Annotated in this window: 20 protein-coding genes; 4 read left to right on the top strand and 16 right to left on the bottom strand. The window is 55.4% G+C overall.

Annotated elements, in window-relative coordinates; all coding sequences use genetic code 11:
- Positions 1-41: 41 nt before the first annotated feature.
- Both ptsP and AAC019_RS00660 read right to left on the bottom strand, forming a co-directional pair.
- The gene (gene ptsP, locus AAC019_RS00665) at positions 42-2,306 is read right to left on the bottom strand and encodes a phosphoenolpyruvate--protein phosphotransferase (protein ID WP_339896860.1); all 2,265 of its coding nucleotides are present in this window, start codon (positions 2,304-2,306) and stop codon (positions 42-44) included.
- Between the two features lie 85 nt (positions 2,307-2,391).
- Positions 2,392-2,889, bottom strand: a complete 498-nt coding sequence (locus tag AAC019_RS00660) for an RNA pyrophosphohydrolase (protein WP_339896611.1) — start codon at positions 2,887-2,889, stop codon at positions 2,392-2,394.
- Positions 2,890-3,103: 214 nt separating this feature from the next.
- Here AAC019_RS00660 and AAC019_RS00655 point away from each other — a divergent pair, with 214 nt between their 5' ends.
- The gene (locus AAC019_RS00655) at positions 3,104-3,766 is read left to right on the top strand and encodes an HAD family hydrolase (protein ID WP_339896610.1); all 663 of its coding nucleotides are present in this window, start codon (positions 3,104-3,106) and stop codon (positions 3,764-3,766) included.
- On the top strand, positions 3,763-4,845 hold the full coding sequence (locus tag AAC019_RS00650; protein ID WP_339896609.1) for an imelysin family protein: 1,083 nt from the start codon (positions 3,763-3,765) through the stop codon (positions 4,843-4,845). The genes AAC019_RS00655 and AAC019_RS00650 overlap by 4 nt, the downstream gene beginning before the upstream one ends.
- Here AAC019_RS00650 and AAC019_RS00645 read toward each other — a convergent pair.
- From AAC019_RS00645 to doeB2, 8 genes are all read right to left on the bottom strand, one after another.
- Positions 4,829-6,025 carry a class I SAM-dependent rRNA methyltransferase gene (locus AAC019_RS00645; protein WP_339896608.1) on the bottom strand — a complete coding sequence of 399 codons (1,197 nt, stop codon included), beginning with the start codon at positions 6,023-6,025 and terminating at the stop codon, positions 4,829-4,831. The genes AAC019_RS00650 and AAC019_RS00645 overlap by 17 nt on opposite strands.
- Before the next feature lie 63 nt (positions 6,026-6,088).
- Complete coding sequence (locus AAC019_RS00640) at positions 6,089-6,568, bottom strand: hypothetical protein (protein ID WP_339896607.1); 480 nt, start codon at positions 6,566-6,568, stop codon at positions 6,089-6,091.
- Positions 6,569-6,639: 71 nt separating this feature from the next.
- Positions 6,640-8,130 (bottom strand): cellulase family glycosylhydrolase, encoded by a 1,491-nt coding sequence (locus tag AAC019_RS00635; protein ID WP_339896606.1) that lies wholly within the window; start codon positions 8,128-8,130, stop codon positions 6,640-6,642.
- Between the two features lie 97 nt (positions 8,131-8,227).
- Positions 8,228-9,670, bottom strand: a complete 1,443-nt coding sequence (locus tag AAC019_RS00630) for a diguanylate cyclase (protein WP_339896605.1) — start codon at positions 9,668-9,670, stop codon at positions 8,228-8,230.
- 81 nt (positions 9,671-9,751) lie between these two features.
- Positions 9,752-11,113: an NAD-dependent succinate-semialdehyde dehydrogenase gene (locus tag AAC019_RS00625; RefSeq protein WP_339896604.1), complete on the bottom strand. Its 1,362-nt coding sequence runs from the start codon at positions 11,111-11,113 to the stop codon at positions 9,752-9,754.
- A gap of 7 nt (positions 11,114-11,120) precedes the next feature.
- Positions 11,121-12,416, bottom strand: a complete 1,296-nt coding sequence (gene doeA / locus AAC019_RS00620; protein ID WP_339896603.1) for an ectoine hydrolase — start codon at positions 12,414-12,416, stop codon at positions 11,121-11,123.
- Entirely contained in the window at positions 12,413-13,687 is a 1,275-nt protein-coding gene (locus tag AAC019_RS00615) for an aspartate aminotransferase family protein (protein WP_339896602.1), read from the bottom strand. The genes doeA and AAC019_RS00615 overlap by 4 nt, the downstream gene beginning before the upstream one ends.
- A gap of 65 nt (positions 13,688-13,752) precedes the next feature.
- Entirely contained in the window at positions 13,753-14,919 is a 1,167-nt protein-coding gene (doeB2, locus tag AAC019_RS00610) for a N(2)-acetyl-L-2,4-diaminobutanoate deacetylase DoeB2 (protein WP_339896601.1), read from the bottom strand.
- Between the two features lie 319 nt (positions 14,920-15,238).
- Between doeB2 and AAC019_RS00605 the strand changes: the two genes are divergently transcribed.
- On the top strand, positions 15,239-16,264 hold the full coding sequence (locus tag AAC019_RS00605; protein WP_339896600.1) for a sulfite exporter TauE/SafE family protein: 1,026 nt from the start codon (positions 15,239-15,241) through the stop codon (positions 16,262-16,264).
- A 71-nt stretch (positions 16,265-16,335) separates the two neighbouring features.
- Here the strand turns inward: AAC019_RS00605 and AAC019_RS00600 are convergent, their stop codons facing one another.
- From AAC019_RS00600 to AAC019_RS00590, 3 genes are all read right to left on the bottom strand, one after another.
- Positions 16,336-18,330 (bottom strand): hypothetical protein, encoded by a 1,995-nt coding sequence (locus tag AAC019_RS00600; RefSeq protein WP_339896599.1) that lies wholly within the window; start codon positions 18,328-18,330, stop codon positions 16,336-16,338.
- 293 nt (positions 18,331-18,623) lie between these two features.
- Positions 18,624-19,172, bottom strand: a complete 549-nt coding sequence (locus AAC019_RS00595) for a hypothetical protein (RefSeq protein ID WP_339896598.1) — start codon at positions 19,170-19,172, stop codon at positions 18,624-18,626.
- Between the two features lie 343 nt (positions 19,173-19,515).
- Entirely contained in the window at positions 19,516-19,956 is a 441-nt protein-coding gene (locus tag AAC019_RS00590) for a response regulator (RefSeq protein ID WP_339896597.1), read from the bottom strand.
- A 218-nt stretch (positions 19,957-20,174) separates the two neighbouring features.
- On the opposite strand from AAC019_RS00590, the gene AAC019_RS00585 reads away from it, so the two are divergent.
- Positions 20,175-20,861: a LexA family transcriptional regulator gene (locus AAC019_RS00585; protein WP_339896596.1), complete on the top strand. Its 687-nt coding sequence runs from the start codon at positions 20,175-20,177 to the stop codon at positions 20,859-20,861.
- 8 nt (positions 20,862-20,869) lie between these two features.
- On the opposite strand, the gene AAC019_RS00580 is transcribed toward AAC019_RS00585, so the two are convergent.
- The 3 genes from AAC019_RS00580 to AAC019_RS00570 all read right to left on the bottom strand — a co-directional run bounded on the left by AAC019_RS00580 (position 20,870) and on the right by AAC019_RS00570 (position 24,592).
- The gene (locus AAC019_RS00580; RefSeq protein WP_339896595.1) at positions 20,870-23,182 is read right to left on the bottom strand and encodes an ATP-binding protein; all 2,313 of its coding nucleotides are present in this window, start codon (positions 23,180-23,182) and stop codon (positions 20,870-20,872) included.
- Positions 23,154-23,780, bottom strand: coding sequence for a biliverdin-producing heme oxygenase (locus AAC019_RS00575; RefSeq protein WP_339896594.1), 627 nt, complete (start codon positions 23,778-23,780; stop codon positions 23,154-23,156). Before AAC019_RS00575 ends, AAC019_RS00580 begins: the two co-directional genes overlap by 29 nt.
- 212 nt (positions 23,781-23,992) lie before the next feature.
- Positions 23,993-24,592 (bottom strand): exopolysaccharide biosynthesis protein, encoded by a 600-nt coding sequence (locus AAC019_RS00570; RefSeq protein ID WP_339896593.1) that lies wholly within the window; start codon positions 24,590-24,592, stop codon positions 23,993-23,995.
- Between the last annotated feature and the right edge of the window lie 179 nt (positions 24,593-24,771).

Raw genomic sequence — 24,771 nt, 5'->3', positions numbered from 1 at the left:
ACCGCGTTTGTGCCAGATAAAACCGCGAGTAGGCGATACGCCTATGCGTCTATCTCCAGGGGCCGCACCACGCGGTTAACGCCGGTCTCCAGCAGCATCTGATCGATGCGGGCGCGCACCTGCTCGGCGTCCACCAAACGCATCACATCGTCCAGCAGCGCTTCGGCTTGCTCTAAGTTAATCGCACGGATAACAGACTTTACTTTGGGCAGGTTGGTGGCGTTCATCGACAACACATCGTAACCCATGGCCATCAGCAAGATAGCCGCCCCCGGGTCACCGGCCAGCTCGCCACAAATACCAACGCTCACCCCCTGAGTGTGACCATCGGTTACCACCTGCTGCAAGGCGCGCAACACCGCCGGGTGAAACGCCTGATACTGATCCGCCACCCGGGCGTTGTTGCGATCCACCGCCAATAAGTACTGAGTAAGGTCATTACTGCCGACCGACAAAAAGTCAACTCGGGCAGCCAGCTCGCGCGCCTGATAAACCGCCGCCGGCACCTCAATCATCACCCCGAGCGGAGGCAGGTTGACGTCATACCCCTCTTCGATCAGCTCGTGGTAGGCGCGATGAATCAAAGCTTTAGATTGCTCCAGCTCCGACACACTCGAGATCATTGGCAACAGAATACGCAGGTTATCCAGCCCGCTACTGGCTTTGATCATGGCGCGAATTTGCGCCAGAAAAATCTCCGGGTGGTCGAGTGTTACCCGAATACCGCGCCACCCCAGAAAGGGGTTATCCTCTTCAATCGGAAAATAAGGCAGCGCCTTGTCCCCGCCAATATCCAGGGTTCGCATGGTGACGGTGTGGGGCGCAAACGCCTCTAACTGCTCGCGGTAAATGACCCGCTGCTCTTCCTCAGAGGGGAAGCGATCGCGCAGTAAAAACGGCACCTCGGTGCGATACAAACCAACCCCTTCGGCACCGCGCTCCAGCGAGCGCAGTACATCGGCCATGAGGCCGGTATTCACCCACAGGGGTAAGCGATATTTATCCAGAGTCTCACAGGGCAGATCTTTCAGTGCCTCCAGCCCCTTAACCAGCTCCTGCTCTTCTTCGGCAATGGCGCGATACTGCTTGCGCAACGGCTCGCTAGGGTCGCTGTAAACCACCCCTTTATAGCCATCGACGATGACCGGCCGGCCATCCATACGGGTATAAGGTAAATCCACCGCCCCCATTACCGTGGGAATCCCCATAGCACGGGCCAAAATCGCCACATGGGAGTTGCCCGAGCCCTGCACCGACACCAGACCGGCCAATTTATGCTCTGGCACCTCACCCAACATAGAGGCCGTTAATTCATCGCCAATTAAGATGGTGTTATCCGGGTAGATCTTGCAGCTTTGATTTGACTCTTGCAGGTAGGCCAACACCCGGCGCCCCAAATCGCGCACGTCGGTGGCGCGTTCGCGCAAATAGGCATCGGTCATGCCGGCAAAATTATTCTCGTGCTCAAGAATAACCTCACTCCAGGCGTAGGGCGCGCAAGTCCCCTCGCGGATTTTGGTGATCACCTCACCGCCCAGCGAGGCGTCGTCCAGCATCGCCAGATACGCGTCAAACAGGGCTCGCTCTTCGCGGTTGAGGCGCTCTTCCAGTTGCGCCCCCAGATCTTTAATATCATCGCGCACAGAGTTTAAGCAGCGCTGAAAAAATGCCAGCTCGGCCTCGATATCCTCGCACGGCTGGTAGGGCACGCCTTTCAAATCGGCCAGTGGTGCCACCACCACAGATTCGCCAATGGCAATGCCAGGCGCGCCCGACACCCCGACAAAGCGAGCCTGAGAGGCCGCAGCACCCACCGCCACCATAGTGCCGGTCGCCTCGGCGTGCGCAATGACGCCGGCCAACTGCGCCGACATCGTCACTAAAAACGCTTCGTCACCCTCGTCAAAACGGCGCCGCTCGGACTGCTGCACCACCAGCACCCCCAGCACCTGGCGGTGGTGAATAATGGGCACCCCCAAAAACGAACTAAATCGCTCCTCTCCGGTCTCGGGAAAATATTGGTAAGCGGGATGGGTTTCGGCATCTTCCAGGTTGACCGGCTCTTCACGCGTAACAACACGCCCGACCAGCCCCTGCCCTGGCGCCATACGCACCCGACCCACGGCTTGCTGCTGCAAGCCCTCGGTGGCCATCAGCACGTACTCGTCGTTGGGGCCACGCAAGTACACCGAACACACTTGCGTCTGCATAGCTCGTTTAACGCGCGAGACAATAATGGCCAGCGCCTTGGGAAGGTCGCGGGCAGCATTCACCTCTTGAACAATACTGCGCAACGAGTTCAGCATAGAATCCATTTATTTCTCAGTTATAGTCAGTCATAGGTGCGTATTTTCGGACAAAAATCAACCGGTCATCCTAACCGGGCGCCATCTACCCCACAACAAGGCGCTCGAGCTGGCTATGCACCGGCGACAATTCTTTTAGCGCCCGGCGGTAGACATCGCGTTTAAAGGCCACTACCTGCCCCAGAGGGTACCAGTAGCTAACCCAGCGCCAGTCATCAAACTCGGCGCGGCCACCGTTTTCCAGACACACCCGGGTATCATCGCTCTTAATCTTCAGTAAAAACCACTTTTGTTTCTGACCGATACACAAAGGTTGGGCATTTTGCCGAATCAGGCGGTGCGGCAAACGATAGCGCAACCAGCCCCGGGTGCAGGCCAGCACCTCAACATCGGCCTCAGTTAGTCCCACCTCTTCGCCCAGCTCGCGAAACAGCGCCTGCTCGGGGGTCTCATCTTGATGTATACCGCCCTGGGGGAACTGCCAGGCATCTTGCCCCCCCACGCGCCGCGCCCAAAGCACCTGGCCCTGATCGTTGCTTAAAATAATCCCAACATTGGGGCGAAAGCCGTCGGCGTCTATCACATTAAATTCCTGTCGTATCCGTCTTCTTATTGCATGGCGGTGAAACTTTGGCGCAGTGAAACTTTGGCATTGTTCCACAAAAAGACCTACCTCAGCAATTGAGGTTACACAAACCGACGGCGAATACCAAACCTGGCCCCACCGACACGCTTGAGCGGCGCGCTCAGCGGCGCTATGCTAGCGCGCCAAAGACCGACAATTTTAAGGATTCCTCGTGGCACTGGCCATTTTCGATCTAGATAACACTCTTATTAACGGCGATAGCGACCACAGCTGGGGCGAGTTTCTACTGACCCATAAACTCGTTGACGAACAGGCTTATCGCCGCCAAAACGACCAATTTTACCAAGACTATCAAAACGCCAGCCTAGACATTGATGCCTACTTGCGTTTTGCCATGGCGCCACTCACACAGTACAGCTCCGCCGAGCTCAGCCAGTGGCACGCAAGATTTATGCGCGAGTGCATCGAGCCCATTATGCTACCCAAGGCAAAACAGCTTCTGGATGAACACCGCGCTCAGGGAGACTACCTGCTGATTATTACCGCCACCAACGGTTTTATCACCCGCCCCATTGCCAGGCACTTAGGTGTGGACGACATTCTGGCAACAGACCCCGAGCTAAAAGACGGACGCTATACCGGGAATTATCTGGGCACGCCCTGCTTTGGCGCCGGCAAGGTCACCAACCTACAGTGCTGGCTAGAGCAGCACCCGTACCCCTTGGACGAAAGCTACTTCTACAGCGATTCAATCAACGATTTACCGCTGCTGGAGCAAGTGGGACACCCTGTCGCCGTTAACCCTGACGAACGCCTGAGTGCCATTGCCGCCGAGCGCAGCTGGCCGGTCATGGATTTGCGCGACTCACTATGATCCGCGTAGGGGTAGTATTGACTCTGCTGGCCAGTCTTTGCAGCTGCGGGCGCGACACAGCCGTCTCTGACAACCGCACCCCAGAGCCTGTCACCGCCATTCAAAGCGCCCATCAACCAGGTAACCGAGCCGATAGCGAAGCGCTTGAGACTCAAAGTACCCGACTGTGGGACGCAACCGGCTCGCAGCTGGAACAGCTATCGCGCAACTGCCGGCAATTTGAAACAAGCATCGGGCAATTGCTGGAAACCCCCACCGATGAAACCCTGCTAACCGCACAGCAACAGTGGCGGCAACTGCACGGTGAGCTGCGCACCCTAGCCATCGCCACATCACTTGCCGCCACCAACCCCGGGCTGTTTTCTCCGCTGGCACAGAGCCTGGCGAACATCGATCAGCAGCCAATCGCCGCCGGCTATCTCGACAGCGTGGCAGGCTACCCCAACAGCGGGCTGGTCAACGACATTACCCTAGACATCAACCACAGCAACGTGCGCCAGCAACACGGGCTCACCGCCGACAATGAAGCCAGCCTGGGGCTGCACCCACTGGAGTTTATGTTATTTGCCGAGACAGGCCAGCGCAGCGCCGGGGACTTCGTGCGTCAAACAACCAGTACCCCCGAGCTTGCCAGCCTTAACCGGCCACAAAACCGGCGGCGGGATTATTTAGCACTTACCACTAAGCTACTGTGTGATGACAGCGAGCAACTTACCGAGCAGTGGCGCGAGCACCAATCAGCGATAGCCGTCCCCTACTTTGCCCTCACCCCAGAAGCCCGCTTGCAACTGTGGCAAACAGCGCTTCAGGCCGAGCTTCAGGCACTGCACAAGCCGCGCGCCGCACACCACTGCGACTTTGCCCCCAAAGGCTGTGACATTCGCTGGCGCTACCGCGGCTTGCTCGCATTTATCGGGCGCGCCGAACCGGCGGTACCGGCACTGCCCGCCAATCAGCGTGCCGCGTGGCAAAGCGGCGTAACAAAATTACAACAGGCGCTTGCCAGCGAGCCGCGCAACGACCAACTCAGCCAACAGGCCATCGCCGAGCTGAACCAAGCCATTAATGGTCGCGATTGAACACCCGGGTAAACACCGCTTTGAGGTAGTTGGTTTCGATAATGGCCGGGTGCACCGGATGGTCCGGGCCCTGGCCGCTAAAGTGAATCAGGCGGGCATCGCGCCCGGCTTTTTGCGCGCAGGCGCGGACAATGTCCGTCAAGGTATCGGCCGCCAGATGCATCGAGCACGAGGCCGACACCAGCAGCCCGCCATCGGCCAGCAGCTTTAACCCCAACTCGTTAATATGGCGGTAAGCGGCCTCGCCGGCTTTTTGATCTTTGCGCCGCTTAATAAACGCCGGCGGATCGAGCACCACCACGTCAAATTTAGCGCCCTCCGCCAACAGCGCCTTCATCACATCGATGGCTTTACCTTGCCGGCCACTCACGCGATCTTGCACACCGTTTAGCCGGGCGTTGGCCTCAACACCGGCGATGGCTTTGGCCGAGGCATCGACACACACCACTTGCGCGGCACCGGCGGTGGCCGCCTGCACACCCCAGCCGCCGATATAAGAAAACACATCCAGCACGCGCTTACCCGCAACCCACTGACGCATCTGCGCCCGGCCGACACGGTGATCAAAAAACCAGCCGGTCTTTTGCCCCGACGCCACCGGCGCCACAAACTTGGTGTCGTTTTCAATCAGCTCAACCTCATCGGACACCTCGCCATAGGCCACTTCGGTATAGCGGGTTAAACCCTCCAGCTCGCGGGCGCTGTGATCGTTTGCCAAGAGTACGCCGGTTGGTTGCAACAAGGCCACCAGCTGCTCGACCACTAGCTCGCGCACCGCCTCCATCCCCGCCGAGGCTATTTGCACCACCAAATAATCACCAAAGCGGTCCACCACTAAGCCCGGCAGCAAATCACTGTCGCCAAAAATTAACCGGTAATAGGGCTGATCAAACGCCTGCTCGCGCAGCGATAAAGCGTTGCTAAAACGCGAGTGCAGTAGCGCCGCATCCAGCTGAGTCTCATCGCGGCTAATCAGGCGGGCGCAAATTAAACTGGCGGGGTTAATAACGGCAACCCCCAACAGCTCTTCGCGCTTACTTAGCACGCGTACTTGCTGGCCGGGGCTAAACGCTTTTAGTGGGCTGCGCTGAACATCCACCTCGTTGCTGTAGATCCACAAATGGCCGCGACGCAAACGTCGGTCGGTTTGAGGCTTGAGGTAAAGACTTGGCAGGCTCATGGCGATCTCCGGGATCAGGGGGGACAGAAACCGCGCCAGTATACTCACGCCCGCCGTTAAAGCCTACTCTTCGAGATTATCCAATGGCAGGCTCGCACGGCCGGCAAAAGCGGCGATGTCCGACTCTGTCGCACTCTCTTTGCACTCGCCGCGCAACCACTGCTGCTGCATATTCAGGCGAAAATCCAGCTCCATATAACCGTTGCGGCAATAACCGGTAGCGGCCACCACATACGCCGTGCGCCGCTGCAGTTTTTCGTAATCGCGCCGGTCGGGCACATAGCGTGGCGCGCGTACTAGCGTGCCGGGCGCTATCTGCGCCGCCTGCCCCACGCGATACATAAACTGCTTACTTTGGTTCGGCAAAACCTGAATGCTTAAAACCTGTGGCATAGTGCCGTAGGAGGGCACCGACGAGCAGCCGGCAAGCCCCGCCAACGGCGGAGCAAACAGCAGCCACAACAATGCGCGGCGCCAGCGGCCAGCGCACCCTTGGGCCAAGGTGCTATGGGGTAAAGTAATCGTGGTAGTTTTGATGTGCATAAACGGCTTAGGATGTGATGAACAGTTGGTACCCTAAGCCATTTTAATGCAGGCAACAAGACTCTAAGCCACTAAGGCAGCACCACCTGGGCAATATTAGACGGGTCGGACTCGCCGCTCTCGTTTATGGCAATCACCCGGTAATAATACATCTGTCCCGGCACCAGTGCGCCGGTGTCGCGAAACAGTGCCTGCTCGTAAGGACGATACTCTTGCAAACCGTCGGAGATATTGTCGCCAATCACTTTCCAGGGGCCGGCCATATTGGTCGCCCGCTCAATGCGATAGCGACGCCCCAGAGGTGCGCCCATAAAGTCGATGCGCACACGCGGATCGGCAATAGCGCGCAGCACCGGCGGCTCGGGGGCCGGCAAAGGCAAAGCGCTATCGAGCCCCGCCATTTGTGCCTGCGCCTTGCGCACCAAATCAACCACTTTACGCTCTTCGTTTGGCTCCCCCTCGGGGAAGCCCGGAATATGATAACTGTAGTGCCCGGTGTACTCTTTGTGCCAATAAAAACCGCCGTTGTGGCGATGCCCGCGAAACCCCCAAATAAACGCCCCGGCGGCACGGGCACCATTATGTTCGGTGTGTACAGCGGCCTGCATAATTGCATTTAAACCGTCGGCATCGCGCAAACCAAACTCGCCAATTAAGTACACTTTTTTACCGTCAATGGCCTGTAGATCTTGCAGCACCTGCTCGGGGTTATTGTTGTCATTGGTGGTATAAAAATGGTTAGAGATAATATCGACGTTGGGGTCATCCAGCGCAAACTTATTAACCTTTAAATAGGTGCCGTCAATCACCAGGTGATTGCTATCAAGCTGTTTTATCAGTGCGGCGGTTTTGCGCACAAAAGGCTCGGTGGAGGCTTTTAACTCGTTACCAGTTTCCCACGCCATAATGGCTTTTTCATCTTTATAAGCGCGGCCGGTAATGGTGTTAGTACGATTAATTACCTGCCGGATAATATCCTGGTAAGCCGCGTAAGTTTTGCTGTTGGTATCGTAAAAATCATCGGCACTTTCGTTATAAAATGCCGCCAACTGCTCGCGCCCGCCCCACCACTTCCAGTGGTCGATAAAGGGCAGGATTAACCGCAACCCATACTGCTCAGAGAGCGCAATCATGCGGTCATAATGCACCATCGCCGCCTCGTTTAAACGGGGCATAGCGCCCGGTTCGGCGGGCGGCAATATGTGGGTCTCGCGGCCGCACTCGGCATCGGAGGGGGTTGCCACCGACAACACATACACCCGCATAGCCCGGTGGCCGCTTTTTACCAGCGATTTAATCCAGTTGGTTTGCTCGTCGGCTGTGGGCCAGCGAAAGTACTGCCCCCAGCCGCGCGGATCCGCCGCGCAGGTGCCGCGAGCATCATCCTCTATGCGGTGCAACTCGGGGGCGTGAATACCGGCAAACCGAAACTCCTGCGAGCCCTCCAGCAGGCGGTGCCCATCGCGCGTAATAAACTCGTCAAAGGCGTACCCCGGAAGGGCAACAAAGCCGAGCAAGGCGGGTAACAATAAGCGCAACAGCGCATGCGGCAGCAAGGTCATGGCAACTCCTAACGATTATAATTGGCGCAAGCTTAGCAGCTACCGGCCAACATGTAACCCGTTACATGCTGCTTTTGCGTTTATTCAACATTCTTAACTATAGCAACGTGCACACCCGGTTGCGGCCATCGCGCTTGGCGCTATACAAGGCCCGGTCCACCCGGTCGACCAGCGTGTTCAGGGACTCTTCGGGGTGCTGCACCGTCACCCCCAGGCTGACACTGGTGCGCACCAGATCGCGACCAAAACGAAACTCGTGCGCCTCGACCGCCGCCCGAATCGCCTCGGCCACCCTGGCCGCTCGCTCAAGGTCACAATCCTCCAATAGCAGCAAAAACTCCTCGCCGCCCCAGCGGCACAGGGTGTCGGTATCACGCACACAGGCCAGCACAATGGCCGACACAGTGCGTATCACCTCGTCACCACTCTGGTGGCCGTAGGTGTCGTTTATATTTTTAAAGTGGTCCAAATCCAGGCTCGCCAAAGCCACGCTTGTTTGGCGCCGGCGCGCGCTTTTTACCGCCCGGCTAAAAATAATATCAAACACCTGCCGGCTGGCCGCCCCGGTCAGCTTATCTTGTGTCGCCATTTGCTCTAGCCTGCGCTGATAACCTCGCAGGGTAAAATAAGCCGTCAGCAACACAATAACCGTAATCACAAGCGACACCAGCACATTGATCACCAGTGCCCGCTCGATGCGCTGCGCCGCCGGATCATTAACCTGCTCAACTATCAGGTACCAGTCAAACTCGGGCACCAACCGGCTGTTGAGATAAATTTTATTGCCATCGTCGGTGTTATAACTGACCGATGCACTCGGGCTGGTCAAAATACGCACAAACAGCCGGTCGAGCCCGGCCTTATTTTTTAGGCGCATAGCATCGTTAAAACCGCTGCCGTGTAATGTTACTTCTCCTTCGCGATCGACAAAGTAAACTTTGCGTCCATAACGCTCTTGATAGTTCTCTATCAGCTCCATCACCGACGCCACAGACAAGCCCACACCGGTAACGCCCAGCAGCTCACCCTGCTCATTGAGCACCCGGTAGTTAACAAAAATGCTCAAGCGGGAGCGATCGGCGGTGTCGTAATCGACATTCACTTCGTATTCGGCGGGGATTTTACGGCTGCGAAAATACCAGGCATCGTCGGGATTGGCAGCATCCACCTGCCTCAACACGCCTCGCGGGTGGTAGTAATTGCGGGTGGCTTCCGAGACAAAAAACGCGGTAATGGTGTTGTACTTTTGCTGGATACGCTCAAGGTACTCGGCGATCTTTTGCGGGTTCTGCTCACCCTCACTCACCCAGCGAATAACAAACGTATCGTGCGCCATGAGTGATGAGATCAGTAAAGGCTGCAACAAATCACGCTGGATTTCGGAATAGATATTGTCGCTGGTCAAAGGCAACATTTGTTCTTGCAGCTGTGTGGCCACCGAATCTTTGGCCACAAAGTAACTCACCAGGCTCGTTGCTAAAAAACCGGCAAGCAGTAGCAAGCAAAGAGCCGAAACAAAAAATAATTTGCGTTGTACCATCAAAGGGGTCCGAATCAGGGGGCAACCGTGGCATTAAAAACAACAAATGATACCACAGTCACCCACCCTCAAAGACGCCGGTTACGCCACCCACACCTGCTTCGCGTTAACAAACTCCCGAATGCCGTGGGGGCCCAGCTCGCGGCCGTACCCCGAGCGCTTGATGCCCCCGCTGGGCAGCCGTGGGTCGGTTTTAACAATGCCATTGATGGCCACCTGACCGGCGTTGAGTTGCCCGGCCGCCTGTTGGGCGGTATCGGTGTCGGCCATCCATAGCGCCGCCCCCAGGCCGTACTCGGTGTCATTGGCAATGGCAACCGCCTGTTCCAAATCGGCCACCGGCGCCACCGCCATCACCGGGCCAAAGGTCTCCTCCCGAAAGGCACACATCTCAGGCGTTACGTCGGCTAATAGCGTCACCGGGTAAAAGTAGCCCTCGCCGGCGGGCAGTTCACCGCCCAGTAAACAGCGGGCTCCCGCGCTTACGGTTTCGCTCACCTGCCGGTGCAGGTTTTGCCGCAAGTCATCGCGGGCAATGGGGCCGACATCCGTGGTCTCCAGGTTCGGGTCCCCCAGGGTCAAGGCCGCCAGCCGGGTGCGTAACATCTCGGTAAACTCGGTATAGATACTTTGCTCGACCAAAATACGCTTGGCGGCAATACACGACTGCCCGGCATTAATAATGCGCGATAACACCGCGACATCCGCCGCTCGCTCCAGATCGGCATCGGCCATCACGATGCACGGGTCCGAGCCTCCCAGCTCTAACACCGAGGGCTTAATCTCACTGCCGGCTATCGCCGCCACTTTAGCGCCGGCACCGGCCGAGCCGGTAAACGATACCGCGGCTATGCGCGGGTCGCGAATAGCCGCTTCAACTTGCGGCGTCTCGACCGGCAAATTAACCATGATATTGGCGGGTGCACCGGCGGCGGCAAAGGCATCGGCAATGGCTTGGGCGCTGGCAGGCACATTCGGATCGTGCTTCATCACACAGGTATTGCCTGCCATAAGAGCCGGCGCCAGGTAGCGAAACGCCAACCACAGGGGCGCGTTCCAGGGCAAAATGCCCAGCAAGGTACCCAGTGGCTGATAGCGCACATAGCTGTGACTGGCGTCGGACGCCAACGTCTCGGCGGCTAAAAATGCTTCGGCGTTATCGGCGTAAAATTCGGCACAGGTTGCCGCTTTCTCTACCTCGGGGCCGCCCTCTTTAACGGGCTTACCCATTTCGTCGGCCATCAGTTTGGCAATGGCGGCTTTTTGCTCGCGCAGCTTTTTTGCCACAGTGCGCAGCACGTCGGCGCGTTCGGCATAGCTGGTAGCCTGCCACGAGGCAAACGCGGCACTGGCATCACCAATTCGCTCCTGCATCGCCGCCACATCAAGAGCCGGGTAGTCGGCAATTTTTTCTCCGGTGTAGGGGTTTGTTGCTGTCAGCATAAATACCTCACGGCTTGTCTTGTTTAACAGTGTCTGTGGCGCTGTGCTTTTCAGTCGTCGCCGCTTTTTCTTGTTCGGGCGTCGATGAGTTTTTACTTTTTCGGGAGCTCGACAGTTGCGCCACCGACCCGGCACCATGTTCAGGCTTTACCGTAAAATCCTGATCCATACTAAAAAACGATTCACACCCCTCGGAGGTAATATGAATAGTGTCTGAAATGCCACAGGTTTTATCGCCATCGACGCCCCACATCCAGGGGATAATATGAAAGGTCATACCCTCTTGCAGGATGGCGGACTCGCCTTGTTTTAAGCTGACGATGTAGCCTTCATCCCAGCTGGGCGGAAACGCGATACCAATGGAGTAACCTGAACGGGTAATCAGCCGCGCGCCAATGTCGTTGTCAGAAATAATATTGCGCACAATATTGTCAGCATCCGAGACCGTCATGCCCGGCTGGAAGTAATCGTGCACCGCATTCAGTGCCTGCTTCATTCGCTCTTGCGCTTTGTACATAGAATCAGACAAGTTACCCATCACAACCGTGCGCATCATGGCGGTGTGGTAGCGGCGATAACACCCGCCCACCTCCAAAAATACGTGCTCGCCGGGCTGCACGGTGCGGCCCTCCCAGGTAGCGTGACCAATCATAGAGCGCGGCCCGGACGTAACATAAGGCATAACAGCCGGCGGCTCGCCCCCGGCGCGAAACATACCGGCACTAATCGCTGCGCCAATTTCGTTTTCGGTCGCGCCGGCTTCACAGGCGGCAATACCCGCTTGCATACCCGCCTCGGTGGCGGTCGCCGCGCGGCGCATCAACTCAATTTCGACCGGTGATTTACAAATGCGCCCCTGCTCGACAATGCCAAAACAGTCAAGCAGCTTGCCGTCAGTTAAGGTGGTGTGAATGCAGTCTTGTTGATAGGCCGGAAAGAAATAACTGTTGCGCTCATAGCCAATGCGTTTATCGGCCAAGCCAAACGAGCGCAGGGCATCCACCAGCATCTGAATGGCATCACCCGTATCAGGATAAGGCCGGGTACGTTCGACCCAGGTCCGGGCAATAATGTTGGACTCTTCCATGGCCCGGGTAATCATAAAAGGTTCGTCCTCGAGGGGCACGACCAACGCCTGAAAAAATGAATAACCGGTTGTTTGATAATCGGTTAAGTACATAATATTTTCAGGGTCGGTAATCACCACCGCATCTAAGTGGCGCTGCTGAATACGTGTGCGTAACTCGCCTAAGCGGCGCTCGTACTCCTCAAACGGAAACGTCATGTCATCGCGCTGTCTCATGCGGCAACCTCCATGACTTTTTTGGTGTGCGCCACCAGTGTGTCCAGCCCGGCTTGCAGATCGTCATCCGGAATCGTCAACGGCGGAATTAACTTCACCACGCGCCCGCCAGAGCCACAGGCCGACACCAGTAAACCATCGGCAAAGCAGGCGGCGACTATCGCTTTGGCTCGCTCGCCATTACCCACATCAACGCCGTAAATCATTCCGGTGCCACGCACCTGGACGTCGGCAAAGGTTTTCTCCAGTGGCGCAATGGCCTCATGCATGACTTTACCCTTGGCCACCACCTCTTGCATAAAGCTGTCGTCTTCGAAGTAACTTAACGCCTCGGCGCCGGCAACAAAACTCAAGCCCTGACCGCGAAAGGTGCCGGTATGCTCACCGGGCTTCCAGTGTTTGTCGACGTCGGGTTTGACTAAGTTCATCGCCATTGGCGTACCCCAGCCACCGATGCCTTTGGCAAGGCACACAATATCCGGGTCGATGTCCAGGCTATCAAAGCTGAAGAAGCTTCCGGTACGGCCACAGCCCACTTGTATGTCATCCACAATCAGCAGCGCACCGACCTCTTTGGCTAACGCCGCCAGATCTTGCAGCCATTTTTTATCGGCGACATTCACGCCGCCTTCGGCCTGAATAGTCTCCACCAAAAAAGCAGCCGGCGGTAAAATGCCGCTAGAGCCATCGCGATACAGCGCGCGCAGCTCATCAATCACACCGGCGCCGCCGCTCAAGGGATTGTCGGCGGTATGCTTATCGGCGCCAAACGGATAGTGCGCCACATGATTAAGCGGTACGCCTGCGGCGCCGCGGAATGCCTGATTCGCCGTGCACGCCAACGCGCCCAGCGTCATGCCGTGAAACCCGTGAGTAAATGCTACGATGTCGGTGCGACCAGTGGCCCGGCGGGCAATCTTCAGGGCCGCCTCTACCGAGTTAGTGCCGGTCGGGCCCATAAACTGCATTTTGTGGTTCATGCCGCGCGGCTCTAAAATGGTTTTGGTAAAGCGCTCCATAAACCGCCGCTTGGCCGTACTGTGCATATCCAGGCTGTGAGTCACACCATCGGCGCTAATATAATCTATCACCGCTTTTTTCATGCGCTCGTTGTTGTGGCCAAAATTTAATACCCCAGCACCGGCAAAAAAGTCGATGTACTCATTGCCCTGATCATCCGTCTGTCGTGCATTACTGGCCGTATCAAACACCACTGGGTATACACGGCAGTAGCCTCTTATTTCGGATTCGCGCTGTTCAAATATGCTCATACTCGTCTCCTTAACAGTGCCTTAGCACAACATGCCGGCCTTTTACCGGCGATAGTAAAACTCACTTACGGCAGCGGCGCTCCCACTAATGTCGAGTACAAACGCACCACGGGCTCCAGCAAGCGATCATTAAAATCATAGTGAGGACTGTGACAAGGGTCGGCGTGACCCATTCCGTCATCGGCGCCAATTAAGGCAAACGCACCGGGAATTTCTTGCAGGTAATAACTAAAATCTTCCGAGGCCATAATAGGCAGCCGGGTACGGGTATCGAGCGCCTCGTCGCCATGCAGCTCACACCAACTATCGCGCACCGCTTGCGCGGCTCCCGCATGATTAATAGTGGGGTTGTAACGCGGGGTTATTTCTACCTCACACTCGACACCGTAGCTCGCCGCTGTGTGTTGCGCGATCTCGGTAATCAGCTGGTTAACCGTATCGCGCGCGGCGGTATCCGATACGCGAATACTGCCGCCGATAACCGCTGTTTGTGGAATAACGGTGGCCGCGGCGCGAGCATCGATAGAGGTAACGCTCACCACGCACGTCTGTTGTGGTGCCAAACGGCGGCTCACCACTTGCTGCAACGCCAGGGTAATAGCGCTGGCCGCCAACACCGGGTCACGGCATAACTCGGGCTGGCTCGCGTGCCCCCCTTTGCCCTTAACCGTAATGTTAAAGGTGCCGTTACCACACATTACAATGCCATCGGGGCACACCAGCTTGCCATACTCGATGGCCGGCCAATTGTGCCACCCATAAATACAGTCGACCCCTTCAAGCGCACCGTCGGCAATCATTTGGCGAGCGCCGTGGCCGCCCTCTTCGGCGGGCTGAAACAGCAGGGTTACCGGGCCGGGCAACTGCGGCTCGACATGCTTTAACCAGGCCGCCGTGGCCAACAAGGCGGCTGTATGGCCATCGTGGCCACAGGCGTGCATACATCCCGGCACCTGAGACTGCCAGTCGAGCGAGGTTTGCTCGTGAATCGGCAGCGCATCGATATCCCCGCGCAAAGCCACCGACGGCGCACCGGCTTTTTTAGCCCCGGCATTTAACGACGCCACCGTGCCGGTACCAGCGCAGTCGCGCCAGTGGACGCCCAGCCGGTCTAGCTCCGCGCGAATGCGCTGGGCGGTGTTGTACTCTTGCCAGCCAAGCTCTGGCTGGGTATGCAACTCGTGGCGCAATTGCTGCGCAAATGTCAGAGTCTGCTGCCAATAGGTTGACATAGGCCTCCCGTTGAAACCTGCCCGATTTAAGGCAACCGGGCGATTGCACGCACACAAATGTGCACGCGTTACGCAGATTCAAGCGCTAAACTCACGCCCTCTGTCATACTAGTTGCTACGCAAAGGTTGTTCCAACCAGACCAAACCACTTGGTGCCGCCTGCGCACGAAAAAGCAGGCACAAACTACATGCAGCCACCCAAAGCGTGTAAATCTGACAAAGAGCAACCCGCTCTGGGTGCCTACCGCGGCAAGTTCACGTATCATAGCCCGCCATAGCGACAACCTCTTAACATGACTGCCGGAGTACCGAGTTAACCATGTCCCTCCAACCCAAACCGCGCCGCCACTTGTGGGTCTGGCTGTTGTGGCTCGCTGCTTTTTACGGTGTGTGGCTATACTTAATTCAGGCCACCGGCGCCTGGGAGGCGGCAAAAGGTCACTGGCCCATCGCACTGGCTATGGCTATTGGCAGCTACGCCGCCGGCTCCACCCCCATGGGCGGCGGCACCGTGGGCTTTCCGGTACTGGTATTACTGTTTGATTTACCGGCCAGCCTCGGGCGCGACTTTAGTTTTGCGGTGCAATCCATTGGTATGGTGAGTGCCAGTATCTTTATCTTCGCCCGGCGCCAACCTCTGGCTTGGCCCATATTAAAAGGCGCCATGCTAGGCGCACTGATCGGCACCCCCATTGGCATTGTGTTTATTGCCCCGCTCGTAGCCGACCTCTGGATTAAAATCATCTTTGCCGTCATCTGGGGCAGCTTTGGCCTGCTACACCTTTACCGCATTGATGAGATCGCCGGCCACAGCGGCATGACAGACTTTAACGAGCGCTGGGACATCCGCCTGGGGCTTGTGCTCGGGCTGCTGTCCAGCGCTTTAGCCGTCTCGGTGACAGGCGTCGGTATCGACATGGTGATTTACGCCGCCCTGGTACTGCTGTGCCGCGCCGACTTAAAAATTGCCATCCCCACCTCGGTGGTGATTATGGCGATGAACTCTGTGTACGGCGTAATCATTAAAAGTGCATTGGGCAGCTGGCAAGAGGGGGTTTACGAAAACTGGCTAGCCGCCGCACCCGTGGTAGCCTTAGGCGCCCCACTGGGCGTGTTTATCGTCGGGCTGATCGGCCGCAAACCCACACTGTTAGTCGTTGCCGCACTGTGTGTCGGGCAGTTTATTTGGACCTGTTTTTCAGAGTACCGCGCGCTTGGCGCGCTTGGCGTCATGGGCGCTATTGCCGCTGTTGGCGTGTGCCTGCTGGGTTTTGAGAGGCTGCGTGCCTGGGGCGCAGTGTTGGTGGGTGAATCGCGCGCATCAAGCGAATCAGATAAACCATAAAAAACGGCGGCTGTGAGCCGCCGTTTTTTATAATGCTGAACAAGGCTGTCGACACAGCCAAATCTACTCAGTTAAAAGCTACTGCTGCTTATCACAACTTTATCGCCGCTCTTGGCATCGATAGCAATTAGCTGCTGGCGAAACTTCTGACCGCCCACCACATAGATAATGCCGGTTTCTTCGCTGTAAACCATATCCTTGGCGCTGTTGGTTTTATTGAATACATTATCGATTAAGAGGGTACTCGTACCATCAGCCAAATTAACCCGAATTAAATCGTTCTCGATATTGGTCATCACATAGGCCAGCCCTGCAGACTGATCCACGACCAACCCCCTGGCAGTTTCCAAAGGTGTCGGGCCAAATGATACATCGGTGCCCTCCGATATACCCATCAGCTCGGGGGACTCTCCAGTGCCCACACCCACCAGGTCAACCGCATCCACCTGATTCAGTGCCACCAAAAAGCGATCAAACGTCGCGTCATAATTGACTCTCGCGGGCCCCGCAAAATCAGTGCTGGGCGCCTCATTACGTAGTACATTACTCGCCTCATTAGAATCGGGGTTAATGCTTAACAGTGAGTTAGTGCCCGGGTCGGTCACATAAAGATTGTTATCCGAGTGCAGGTATAAGCTGCTTGGAATCGTCAGGGGCGCGTCTTCCGGCAGTCCAGTCAATGGCATAGACACCCGCATACCCGAATCAAGTGCTACCTCGTATATAGAGCCCACCGGGTTAGGACGCTCGCCATTTTCATCCGGCTCTGGCACTGTCCGCGACGCAAGGTAGAACTGGCCCCGCGCCTCATCAAACACCATGTCGTCGTACTTTTGTGCAACATCGCCCTGAGACTGGTCGCTAAAATCTGTCACGGCTGATTCGCGTGTACCGCGACGTAAATCCACGCTTACAACTTTAACATCGGTGGCTAAATCGCCCGCAGTCAATACCCACGCCGAGCGGTTATCAGGCGCTAATTCAATGGCTGTAGACTGCACCCAGCTTTCACCCGACCCTACTTTGCCATTGGCATTAAACACCAACTCGGATTGAGCGTAGCCGGCACGCCCCTCAGAATCGTACGCGGTAACGGTGACCTTTGCCTCGGCAACCCCCTCAGGCAACAGCACATTCTCAGCGCGCCAACTGCCATCATCATCAAGCGATGCCGTCACCGAAGCTACACCGGCATCCACCACCACCTCGGTTAAATCAGACGCCTCCGAAGCCATCGCAGTACCAAACACCGTCATACTGTTTTGGCTGGTCAGCGCCTTAGTCGGAGGGAAATCCACCTGCACAACGGGAGCATCTTCATTGGTTAACACCACCGTTGTTATATCAGAGCTTTGGGCGCCGTCGTTATCCGTAACGGTTAACATAAATTCCAGCCGGGCCTCCTGCTCAAAGGCCGGAACCGTAAAGCTCGCCGACGGCTCAGCGCTGCCCTCAATGGCAACCGACTCGCCGCCTACCTGCTCCCACAAATAGCTTTCTATTTCGCCATCCGGGTCGTAAGTAGTCGCGGTTAAGTCCACCGATTGCACGTGACTTAATGAGCGAAGCCCACTAAGCTCGACGACCGGCGCCCGATTAACGCGATTAACCACCACAGTCGCATTATCGCTTACCGACGCACCGCCATCATCCTTGGCCGTAGCTTCAAAGACCATCTCTGCGGTGGCCGCGCTGCCAGTGCTTGGCGCCCTAAAAGTAATCGCGCCGGCACTGCCGTCAATTACATCAAATGGAACGCGCGGGCCGGACACCTGACGCCAAATAATGCTCTGTACCTCGCCATCGCTGTCGCTGGCCGTTGCAGCTAACTGCACTTGCTCGCCAGCATTGACGGTAACGGATTCACCCGCCTCTACCACCGGAGCGCTGTTGCCCGCTGGCACCGAGCTGCTAGAGCTACTGGCAACTGAACTTGAGCTGGAAGAGCTACTGGCTACCGGGCCAGAGTCGTTGTCGTCACTACCGCCGCAGCCTGCTAAGGCTATCGCTGCAGCGAGTGCGGTAAATTTCATTGCCCCAAGGTGTGCGGCCATTTTTGTGTTCATTCCGTTTGCTCCTATATTTTTGTAGTCTGGAGGAGCTTAAGCAGATAACGTGCCACCAAAAAATAATTATATTTTTCAACAGCTTGGAGGCTGTTAAGAAAAAATGGCGAGCGAGAATTAGAAAAACAGGAGTGGGTTTTGCCAAGTTTACATTTTAATTAAAGGAGGGGTTACCGCAAAAACAGGTAACACGGCGCGGCCGATACTGGCCGCAAAGCGCAAGCTTAAAAGCCAATGCGCCACACCGTAAAATACGGGTGTGGCGCAGGCGTTACTCGATCAAAGCACCGGCGTTACTCACACAGCATGCTCTCAACGTCGTCAATCGCGATTGCGGTTGCACGTTGTGTGGTTAAACGAATGTTTATACCGTTAAACGATAGCGCCATTGTGCCTCTTACATTGATACCGCCACCTTCAATTTTGCTTACGTCACTACCATCCATCGTAAACGTCACGTCGGTACCGCCCACATCAAGCACAAAGTCACCTGAGCTGAGGGCCTCTAATGTCTCGCCATTAAGTTTTGCGTTTGCTTCATCGCCGGTAGACTCGCGATAACAGTTATCGCCGGCATCTACCGCATCACCCAAGTAGTTATAAGCCGTAAAAACGCCATCCGCGCCAATATAGTAGTACTGTTCGTTATCCCCGGCCTTAGTATCGTACAAGCCCTTAATGGTATCGTAGGCATCGCTGGTTGCCGCAGGCGTATCCGAGTTCACAGGTTCAGCCGTGGGCGCCGGGCTACCCGAGTCGGACGAGCCACCCCCGCCACCACAGGCGCTAAGTAAAGCCGTTCCGGCCAGTGTTACCAAGATCATTGAGTTCCGTAAAAGCATAACAAGCTCCATTTTGATTTTTAATAATAAGTATCACCGTAAAACACAGGCGTGCAGCAACGCCCTAACGCATAACAACGTTAGCGCAGGCTACTAAAATCGAGGAAGGGGAATGATGCCGACTTTGGTGAGAAAATCTAAAAATCCCTTTCGTGCTGCCTCCTGTTTTGGCCCGGGCATTTTGCCACTGGGCGCCAACAATGTCACGCAGCCGGCGTGACGCAGTGCTCAAAATACCCCTTTAAGCACAGCTCAGCCGGAGAGGTTTATACGCAGGGGTAAACGGTAATGCCACACACTGGCGAGCGCTCATTGAATAACGACGCCAGGGTTATCAGGGGTGTTAGTCTTTTGCCAGTAAGGCGGTTTCCAGCCAGTAAGATTTAATCAAAGACATGACTCTTACCAGCTCGTCAAAGCTTGTCGGCTTGGTAAAAAAGGTATTCCCGCCCAGCTGGTAGGTGTTTTTAACATCCTGCAGGCTGCTGGAGGTGGTGAACACTACAATCGGGATATGCTTTAAGGTATCATCCTGCTTGATCTGGCGCAGCGCTTCCCGGCCATCCATACGAGGCATGTTTAAATCGAGCAGGATCAAACCTGGCACCAGGTCTGGCGCTTTGAGTCGGTCCATTAAGGCTTGGCCATCGTCCACAAACAGTACATCACCGGCAAGTACACCGTTTTCTTCCAGCGCATCCCGTATAAGTAGTTGGTCGTCGACATCATCTTCGGCTATGATCAACCCACGGTTTTGCCGCCATGCCAATGTTGTTGTGCTCATAAATAGGGTCCAGTAGTCGCCCGGCGAGTACATCGAGGGAGTGAGTAGCCACACCTGTGGATGAAGTTAAGCATCGATCCTTGCATGCTTGGGATTGGTCATTGCTCTTACCGAGCAAGCGCAATGGCGATTTTTTATTCTCAAATCGCTCTGGCCGCCGATATTAGCAAGCTAATATAGTGGTTGCAATAGCCACCCTTTAATTTTGTATGGCCCTTATGAACACGAATTTATTAGCCAACGAACGCATTAGTCAGCTGCGGGATATACTCGGCCTCTCACAGAGCGAGTTTTCAGACCATATCGGTATCACTCAGGGCGCCTTGTCTCAGCTCGAGACGCGAAAGTCCAAGCTGTCCATGTCGACCATCAACGCCATTCACCGCGTCTTTAACGTCAATTGCAATTGGCTGGTCTCGGGCGAAGGTAAAATTTTTCTGGTCGACGCCGCCGGCAACATGTCTACCTCGGACGACTCCAGACGTTTAAACTCGTTGATCCCCATGGTCAACATGGACGCGCACGCCGGCTACATTGAGCAGTGCAACGACCCCGATTTTATTAAAACACTGGACGTTTACAAAATTCCCGGGTTTGAAGGCGGGCAGTATCGACTGTTTGAAACCGAGGGCGACAGTATGGAACCTGCCATTTACGCCGGTGAGATAGTGGTTGCCGAATACCTGAACACCGGCAATACGTTTATCGACGGGTCGCTTGCCGTGGTCATCGCCGAAGACGGCATCGTTGTAAAACGCATTTACGCCGGCCCAAAGGATAACCTGACGCTAACAAGCGATAACCCCGCCTACACGTCATACACACTAAAACAGCAGGCCATAAGTCAGATCTGGCTGATAAAGTCCAAGATTACCCATCACTTTAATGGCTCAGACCCGCTATAACGGTTAGGTTATAAAGGCACCCGATCAAACCTAAAAAAGATGCTGGTGCCCTGCCCCTCCTGGCTTACAGCCCAAATAGCGCCCGAGTGATTATCCATAATGCGCTTACAAATCGCCAGGCCCAACCCCGTGCCTTTATAATTTCCGCGCGGGTTTAAACGCTCAAAAAGATCAAACACCTTATCTTTGTAATCCATATCAAAACCAATCCCGTTATCCTGCACTTTATAGGTCACCGAGGCTGGATCATCAAACTCTTTGGTAATCCTTACCACCGGCGCCACACCGGGGCGATGAAACTTAATGGCGTTTTGTATTAGGTTTTGCAACAACCGGTAAACCTGATTGGGTTCGCCCTCAATCGTTCCCAGCTCACTCGCCTCAATGCTCGCCTGCGTCTCTTCAACCAGCAGGTTTAAATCCGACAACACACTGTCAAGCATACTATTCAGGTCAATTTTTTCGCGCGGATTCGTCGAGCGGTGTATGCGCGATAAATTCAGCACATCTTTAATCAGTGTTTGCATACGCCCGGCAGACGACACCATGCGCTCGGTATACAGCTGCAAATCCTGATCGCCCTGGTCTTTTGAGATTGCCAACACACGGCTGCCAAACGACTGAATTTTGCGCAGCGGCTCTTGCAGGTCATGGGATGCGACGTAAGCAAACTGCTCCAGCTGGGCGTTCGATTCGGTCGCCTCGGCCAGCGCTCGGGTTAAATCGATCTGGGCGCTCTCGCGTGCGGCAATCTCCTCGCGCAGCTCAACAGTTCGCTCGGCCACCAAGCTCGATAACGTTTGATTAAGCGTTTTAATTTCATGAGCACGCCGCATCATATGAGATAAAATCGCGTTACGCAGCTTAATGGCACTATTTTTATCGTTCAACTGCCACGAATAACAGTGGCCTCTAACATTTTCTTGCCACAGCGCAAACGAGGTACGGGGCATTAACCGGTGACTGCCATCATCGGTAAACTCAATGTGTTTCTCTGGCTTGCCGCCCCAGTTTTTGGTTTGGATAATCTCTTTTTTAAACCAGATAATAAACTGTCGCTCAGCCGTATCCACACACAACAGTAGCGCGCCACTGGCTTCACTTTGAAAACGCGCAAAATCCGGGTTGAGTCCCGACAAGTGTTTACTCGAGAACACCCCGTGATCCAAGTCTTTCTGATCCGACAGGCAGGCATACACAGCCTCAATACCTTCAACACCTGGTGTATCGCCGTAGGTCTCTATTGATCCATCCAGGCAGTAGGCCACGCCATCAGCACCGACCAGTGCCATAAGCTCTGCCACAGAGGTTTTTAGGCCGTTAAAAAAATCGACATCGCTATTCACAACGTCCAACAAATTATTCAACAATCGCTGGGATTTTGCCTCCATCTGGCTGTGCTCTTGTCGCTCTTTAACTGAGATAAAGTGCGACAAGGTCAACCCCAGGTAGGCCGCAGTCTCACGCGTTCTAAAGGGGACGACTTTAGGGCTGTAGTGATGGCAAGCAATCAGCCCCCACAGCTTATCGCCAATGGTAATGCTAATAGACATTGACGCCGCCACGCCCATATTGCGCAAATACTGGCAATGAATCGGCGAGACACTGCGCAAGCTACTAAAGCTTAAATCCACCACGGGCCTGCTCGGCACGATCGGTGATGGCGTAGCATCGACATCCGCGAGCAACCGGATACGGTTTTTTAAATAAAGCAGGCGCGCCTGAGCAGGAATATCAGACTCTGGAAAATGCTGCCCGTAAAAAGAGTTTAACGAGTCAACTTTTTCCTCGGCAATCACTTCACCGTTATAGTCCTCATCAAACTGATACACCATCACCCGGTCAAAGCCCGTAATGGCACGCACCTCGACGGCCGCCCGCTGAAACACCTCACGGACTGAGTCGATCTGCAAGATAGAGTTTAAAAAACTCTGCAAACTATGAAAATGCGCCTCAAAACTTTTGCTTGGCTTAGCGTCGCGGCATTCAATATCAAGCAGCAGTTGGCCCTCGCCGTCCCGTACGATTACATCGTAATGTTGCCCCTCGCCAAACTCGGCCGAATAGGGGTTAACGCTATGGTAGTAACCGTCACAATCGTTCACCGCATCCGAGAATGCCTGTCCCAGGTAATCGCCTACCGGTTTGCCGATAAGATGCTCTGCCGGACAATCAAACAACACCGAGCAGTTCTCACTGGCATGGACAATGGCATGGTTGGTTTCGTCAATCACCAGAAGGTAGCCATGGGGCTGGATAGAGCCTGGAATATGAATGGGCTCTTCGTGACAGTTATCGAGGGTTACGGGGGGCTGTGTCATTGGCAGGTCCAGATTCAAGCTGTCTTAATAGGTGTTGGTATTGGGTAAAAGTGGCCGTAGCGCCTTGTTCGATCTCGGCAAAGCACTGCGGGTAGCGCTGTAAATGCGCATTTAACGAGGCCTTAAAATCGCTCCAGCGCTGGTCTCGCCCGGCTCCATAACTTTGAAAGTAACGCAAATGTCGCTCAGGCTGCATCCAGGGGTGGGCTTGCACCATGTGCCGGGCAATAATGCGCCCGCCCAATGTCGAGCCCTCTAGCACATACATCGCCCCCACCAACTGGTGACGGTTAAGCGTGCCCGGCCCGACCGGGGCAGAGAACACCGGCGGGGGCATATCACGCAGAGCAAAATCATTGCATACATCGTGTATATCAGCCTTCAGCCACGCCTGCTTGACGCGCCCTTTGTACAGCTCGGCGGTTAGCGCGTCGCCCGCAAAAGCCTCCTCAAGTTCACCCGTTAACCTAGCCATACAGCGTAATATGCCCAGGTAACCTGCAGGCGTAAGCGAGCGGCTAAACAATAACCGGGAGAATACCTGTTCCACCTGAGTGTGGCTGGGCTGGGTGTGAGTCTTTAACGCCTCTAGAGTCATTCTGTACCGTTGATTCTGCTAACGCTGGCGCGCCATTTAAAATTCTAACGATACCATATCAACACGATAATCGCCGCGCCCTTGTGTTAATGCAGCCGCTTAAAAATGCGCTCGTCGCCACTGAGATTCAGTGCACGGTCTGGCCAAACGACGACCGTTGCGACCGGCCCGCCCCAAAAGAGCCACGTTGCTGTAAATAGCGTACGACACGGCTACCCCCAAATACCGTACACCACCACCCCCGCACAGGCGAACGTTAAGGCAAAAGCCAAAAGCGCGAGCACACCATCGCGGGCGACCAAAGCGAGCCCCAAAAAGGTCAGCACCGCTCCCGCGAGGTTGGCACTGAAAGGGATAAACTCCATGGCGGGCATCATCAAGGCGATGCCGATACTGCAAAGGGCCACAAGGCGTGCGGGGATATAGCCGCGAATAAGAAACGTTAGCCGGGGCTTAACCAACCGGTCAACAAAGCGTGCTGGCTTGCGCGAGAGCTCGACCGCCTTGTTCAAACTGCTGCTTTTAACCGAACGGTTAAGCAGCCATTTGGGCAACCAAAAATGCTCCCGTTGCAAGAGTAACTGCACAGAGAACAGCAGCACCACAAGCGCACAAAGGGTCGGTACACCGGGAATATCACCGATAAGCGGGGCAAGTACAATCAGCCCCACCAGCAGCAACACCGGGCCAAACGAGCGCTGGCCCACGGCATCGAGAATATCGTCTAGCGACACCGTATCGCGCCCATGGGCTGTCTCGACAACGCGATCCATTACCGCCTCAAGGTTGTCCACCTGGCTTTGTGCATTCACTTACGTAAACCTCCGCGCGAGCTAATAACCTGCCGGTTATCATACACGTTTTATATTGCCGGCTGAGGATTTAAACGATTTTGATGGGGATAGGTTATAGCGGTAGTGCTGCTGACTAGCAGCGCAAAGTGGGCGGTATCGTTTAACGTAGCCTTGGAGGCGTAGCTTGCAAGCCTCAT

The organism is uncultured Gilvimarinus sp. (assembly GCF_963975215.1).
Taxonomy (GTDB): Bacteria; Pseudomonadota; Gammaproteobacteria; order Pseudomonadales; family Cellvibrionaceae; genus Gilvimarinus.
The sequence above is the reverse complement of the archived record's forward strand: the minus strand, read 5'-3'. Positions and strand labels throughout refer to the sequence as shown.

Excerpts from the sequence above, each read along its gene's own strand:
- AAC019_RS00580 (WP_339896595.1), bottom strand. The coding sequence starts at position 23,182 with ATGACACAGCCCCCCGTAACCCTCGATAACTGTCACGAAGAGCCCATT.
- AAC019_RS00640 (WP_339896607.1), bottom strand. The coding sequence starts at position 6,568 with ATGCACATCAAAACTACCACGATTACTTTACCCCATAGCACCTTGGCC.
- AAC019_RS00615 (WP_339896602.1), bottom strand. The coding sequence starts at position 13,687 with ATGAGCATATTTGAACAGCGCGAATCCGAAATAAGAGGCTACTGCCGT.
- AAC019_RS00625 (WP_339896604.1), bottom strand. The coding sequence starts at position 11,113 with ATGCTGACAGCAACAAACCCCTACACCGGAGAAAAAATTGCCGACTAC.
- ptsP (WP_339896860.1), bottom strand. The coding sequence starts at position 2,306 with ATGCTGAACTCGTTGCGCAGTATTGTTCAAGAGGTGAATGCTGCCCGC.
- AAC019_RS00575 (WP_339896594.1), bottom strand. The coding sequence starts at position 23,780 with ATGACTCTAGAGGCGTTAAAGACTCACACCCAGCCCAGCCACACTCAG.
- AAC019_RS00645 (WP_339896608.1), bottom strand. The coding sequence starts at position 6,025 with ATGAGCCTGCCAAGTCTTTACCTCAAGCCTCAAACCGACCGACGTTTG.
- AAC019_RS00650 (WP_339896609.1), top strand. The coding sequence starts at position 3,763 with ATGATCCGCGTAGGGGTAGTATTGACTCTGCTGGCCAGTCTTTGCAGC.
- AAC019_RS00600 (WP_339896599.1), bottom strand. The coding sequence starts at position 18,330 with ATGAACACAAAAATGGCCGCACACCTTGGGGCAATGAAATTTACCGCA.
- doeA (WP_339896603.1), bottom strand. The coding sequence starts at position 12,416 with ATGAGACAGCGCGATGACATGACGTTTCCGTTTGAGGAGTACGAGCGC.
- AAC019_RS00595 (WP_339896598.1), bottom strand. The coding sequence starts at position 19,172 with ATGCTTTTACGGAACTCAATGATCTTGGTAACACTGGCCGGAACGGCT.
- AAC019_RS00635 (WP_339896606.1), bottom strand. The coding sequence starts at position 8,130 with ATGACCTTGCTGCCGCATGCGCTGTTGCGCTTATTGTTACCCGCCTTG.
- AAC019_RS00590 (WP_339896597.1), bottom strand. The coding sequence starts at position 19,956 with ATGAGCACAACAACATTGGCATGGCGGCAAAACCGTGGGTTGATCATA.
- AAC019_RS00630 (WP_339896605.1), bottom strand. The coding sequence starts at position 9,670 with ATGGTACAACGCAAATTATTTTTTGTTTCGGCTCTTTGCTTGCTACTG.
- doeB2 (WP_339896601.1), bottom strand. The coding sequence starts at position 14,919 with ATGTCAACCTATTGGCAGCAGACTCTGACATTTGCGCAGCAATTGCGC.
- AAC019_RS00605 (WP_339896600.1), top strand. The coding sequence starts at position 15,239 with ATGTCCCTCCAACCCAAACCGCGCCGCCACTTGTGGGTCTGGCTGTTG.
- AAC019_RS00585 (WP_339896596.1), top strand. The coding sequence starts at position 20,175 with ATGAACACGAATTTATTAGCCAACGAACGCATTAGTCAGCTGCGGGAT.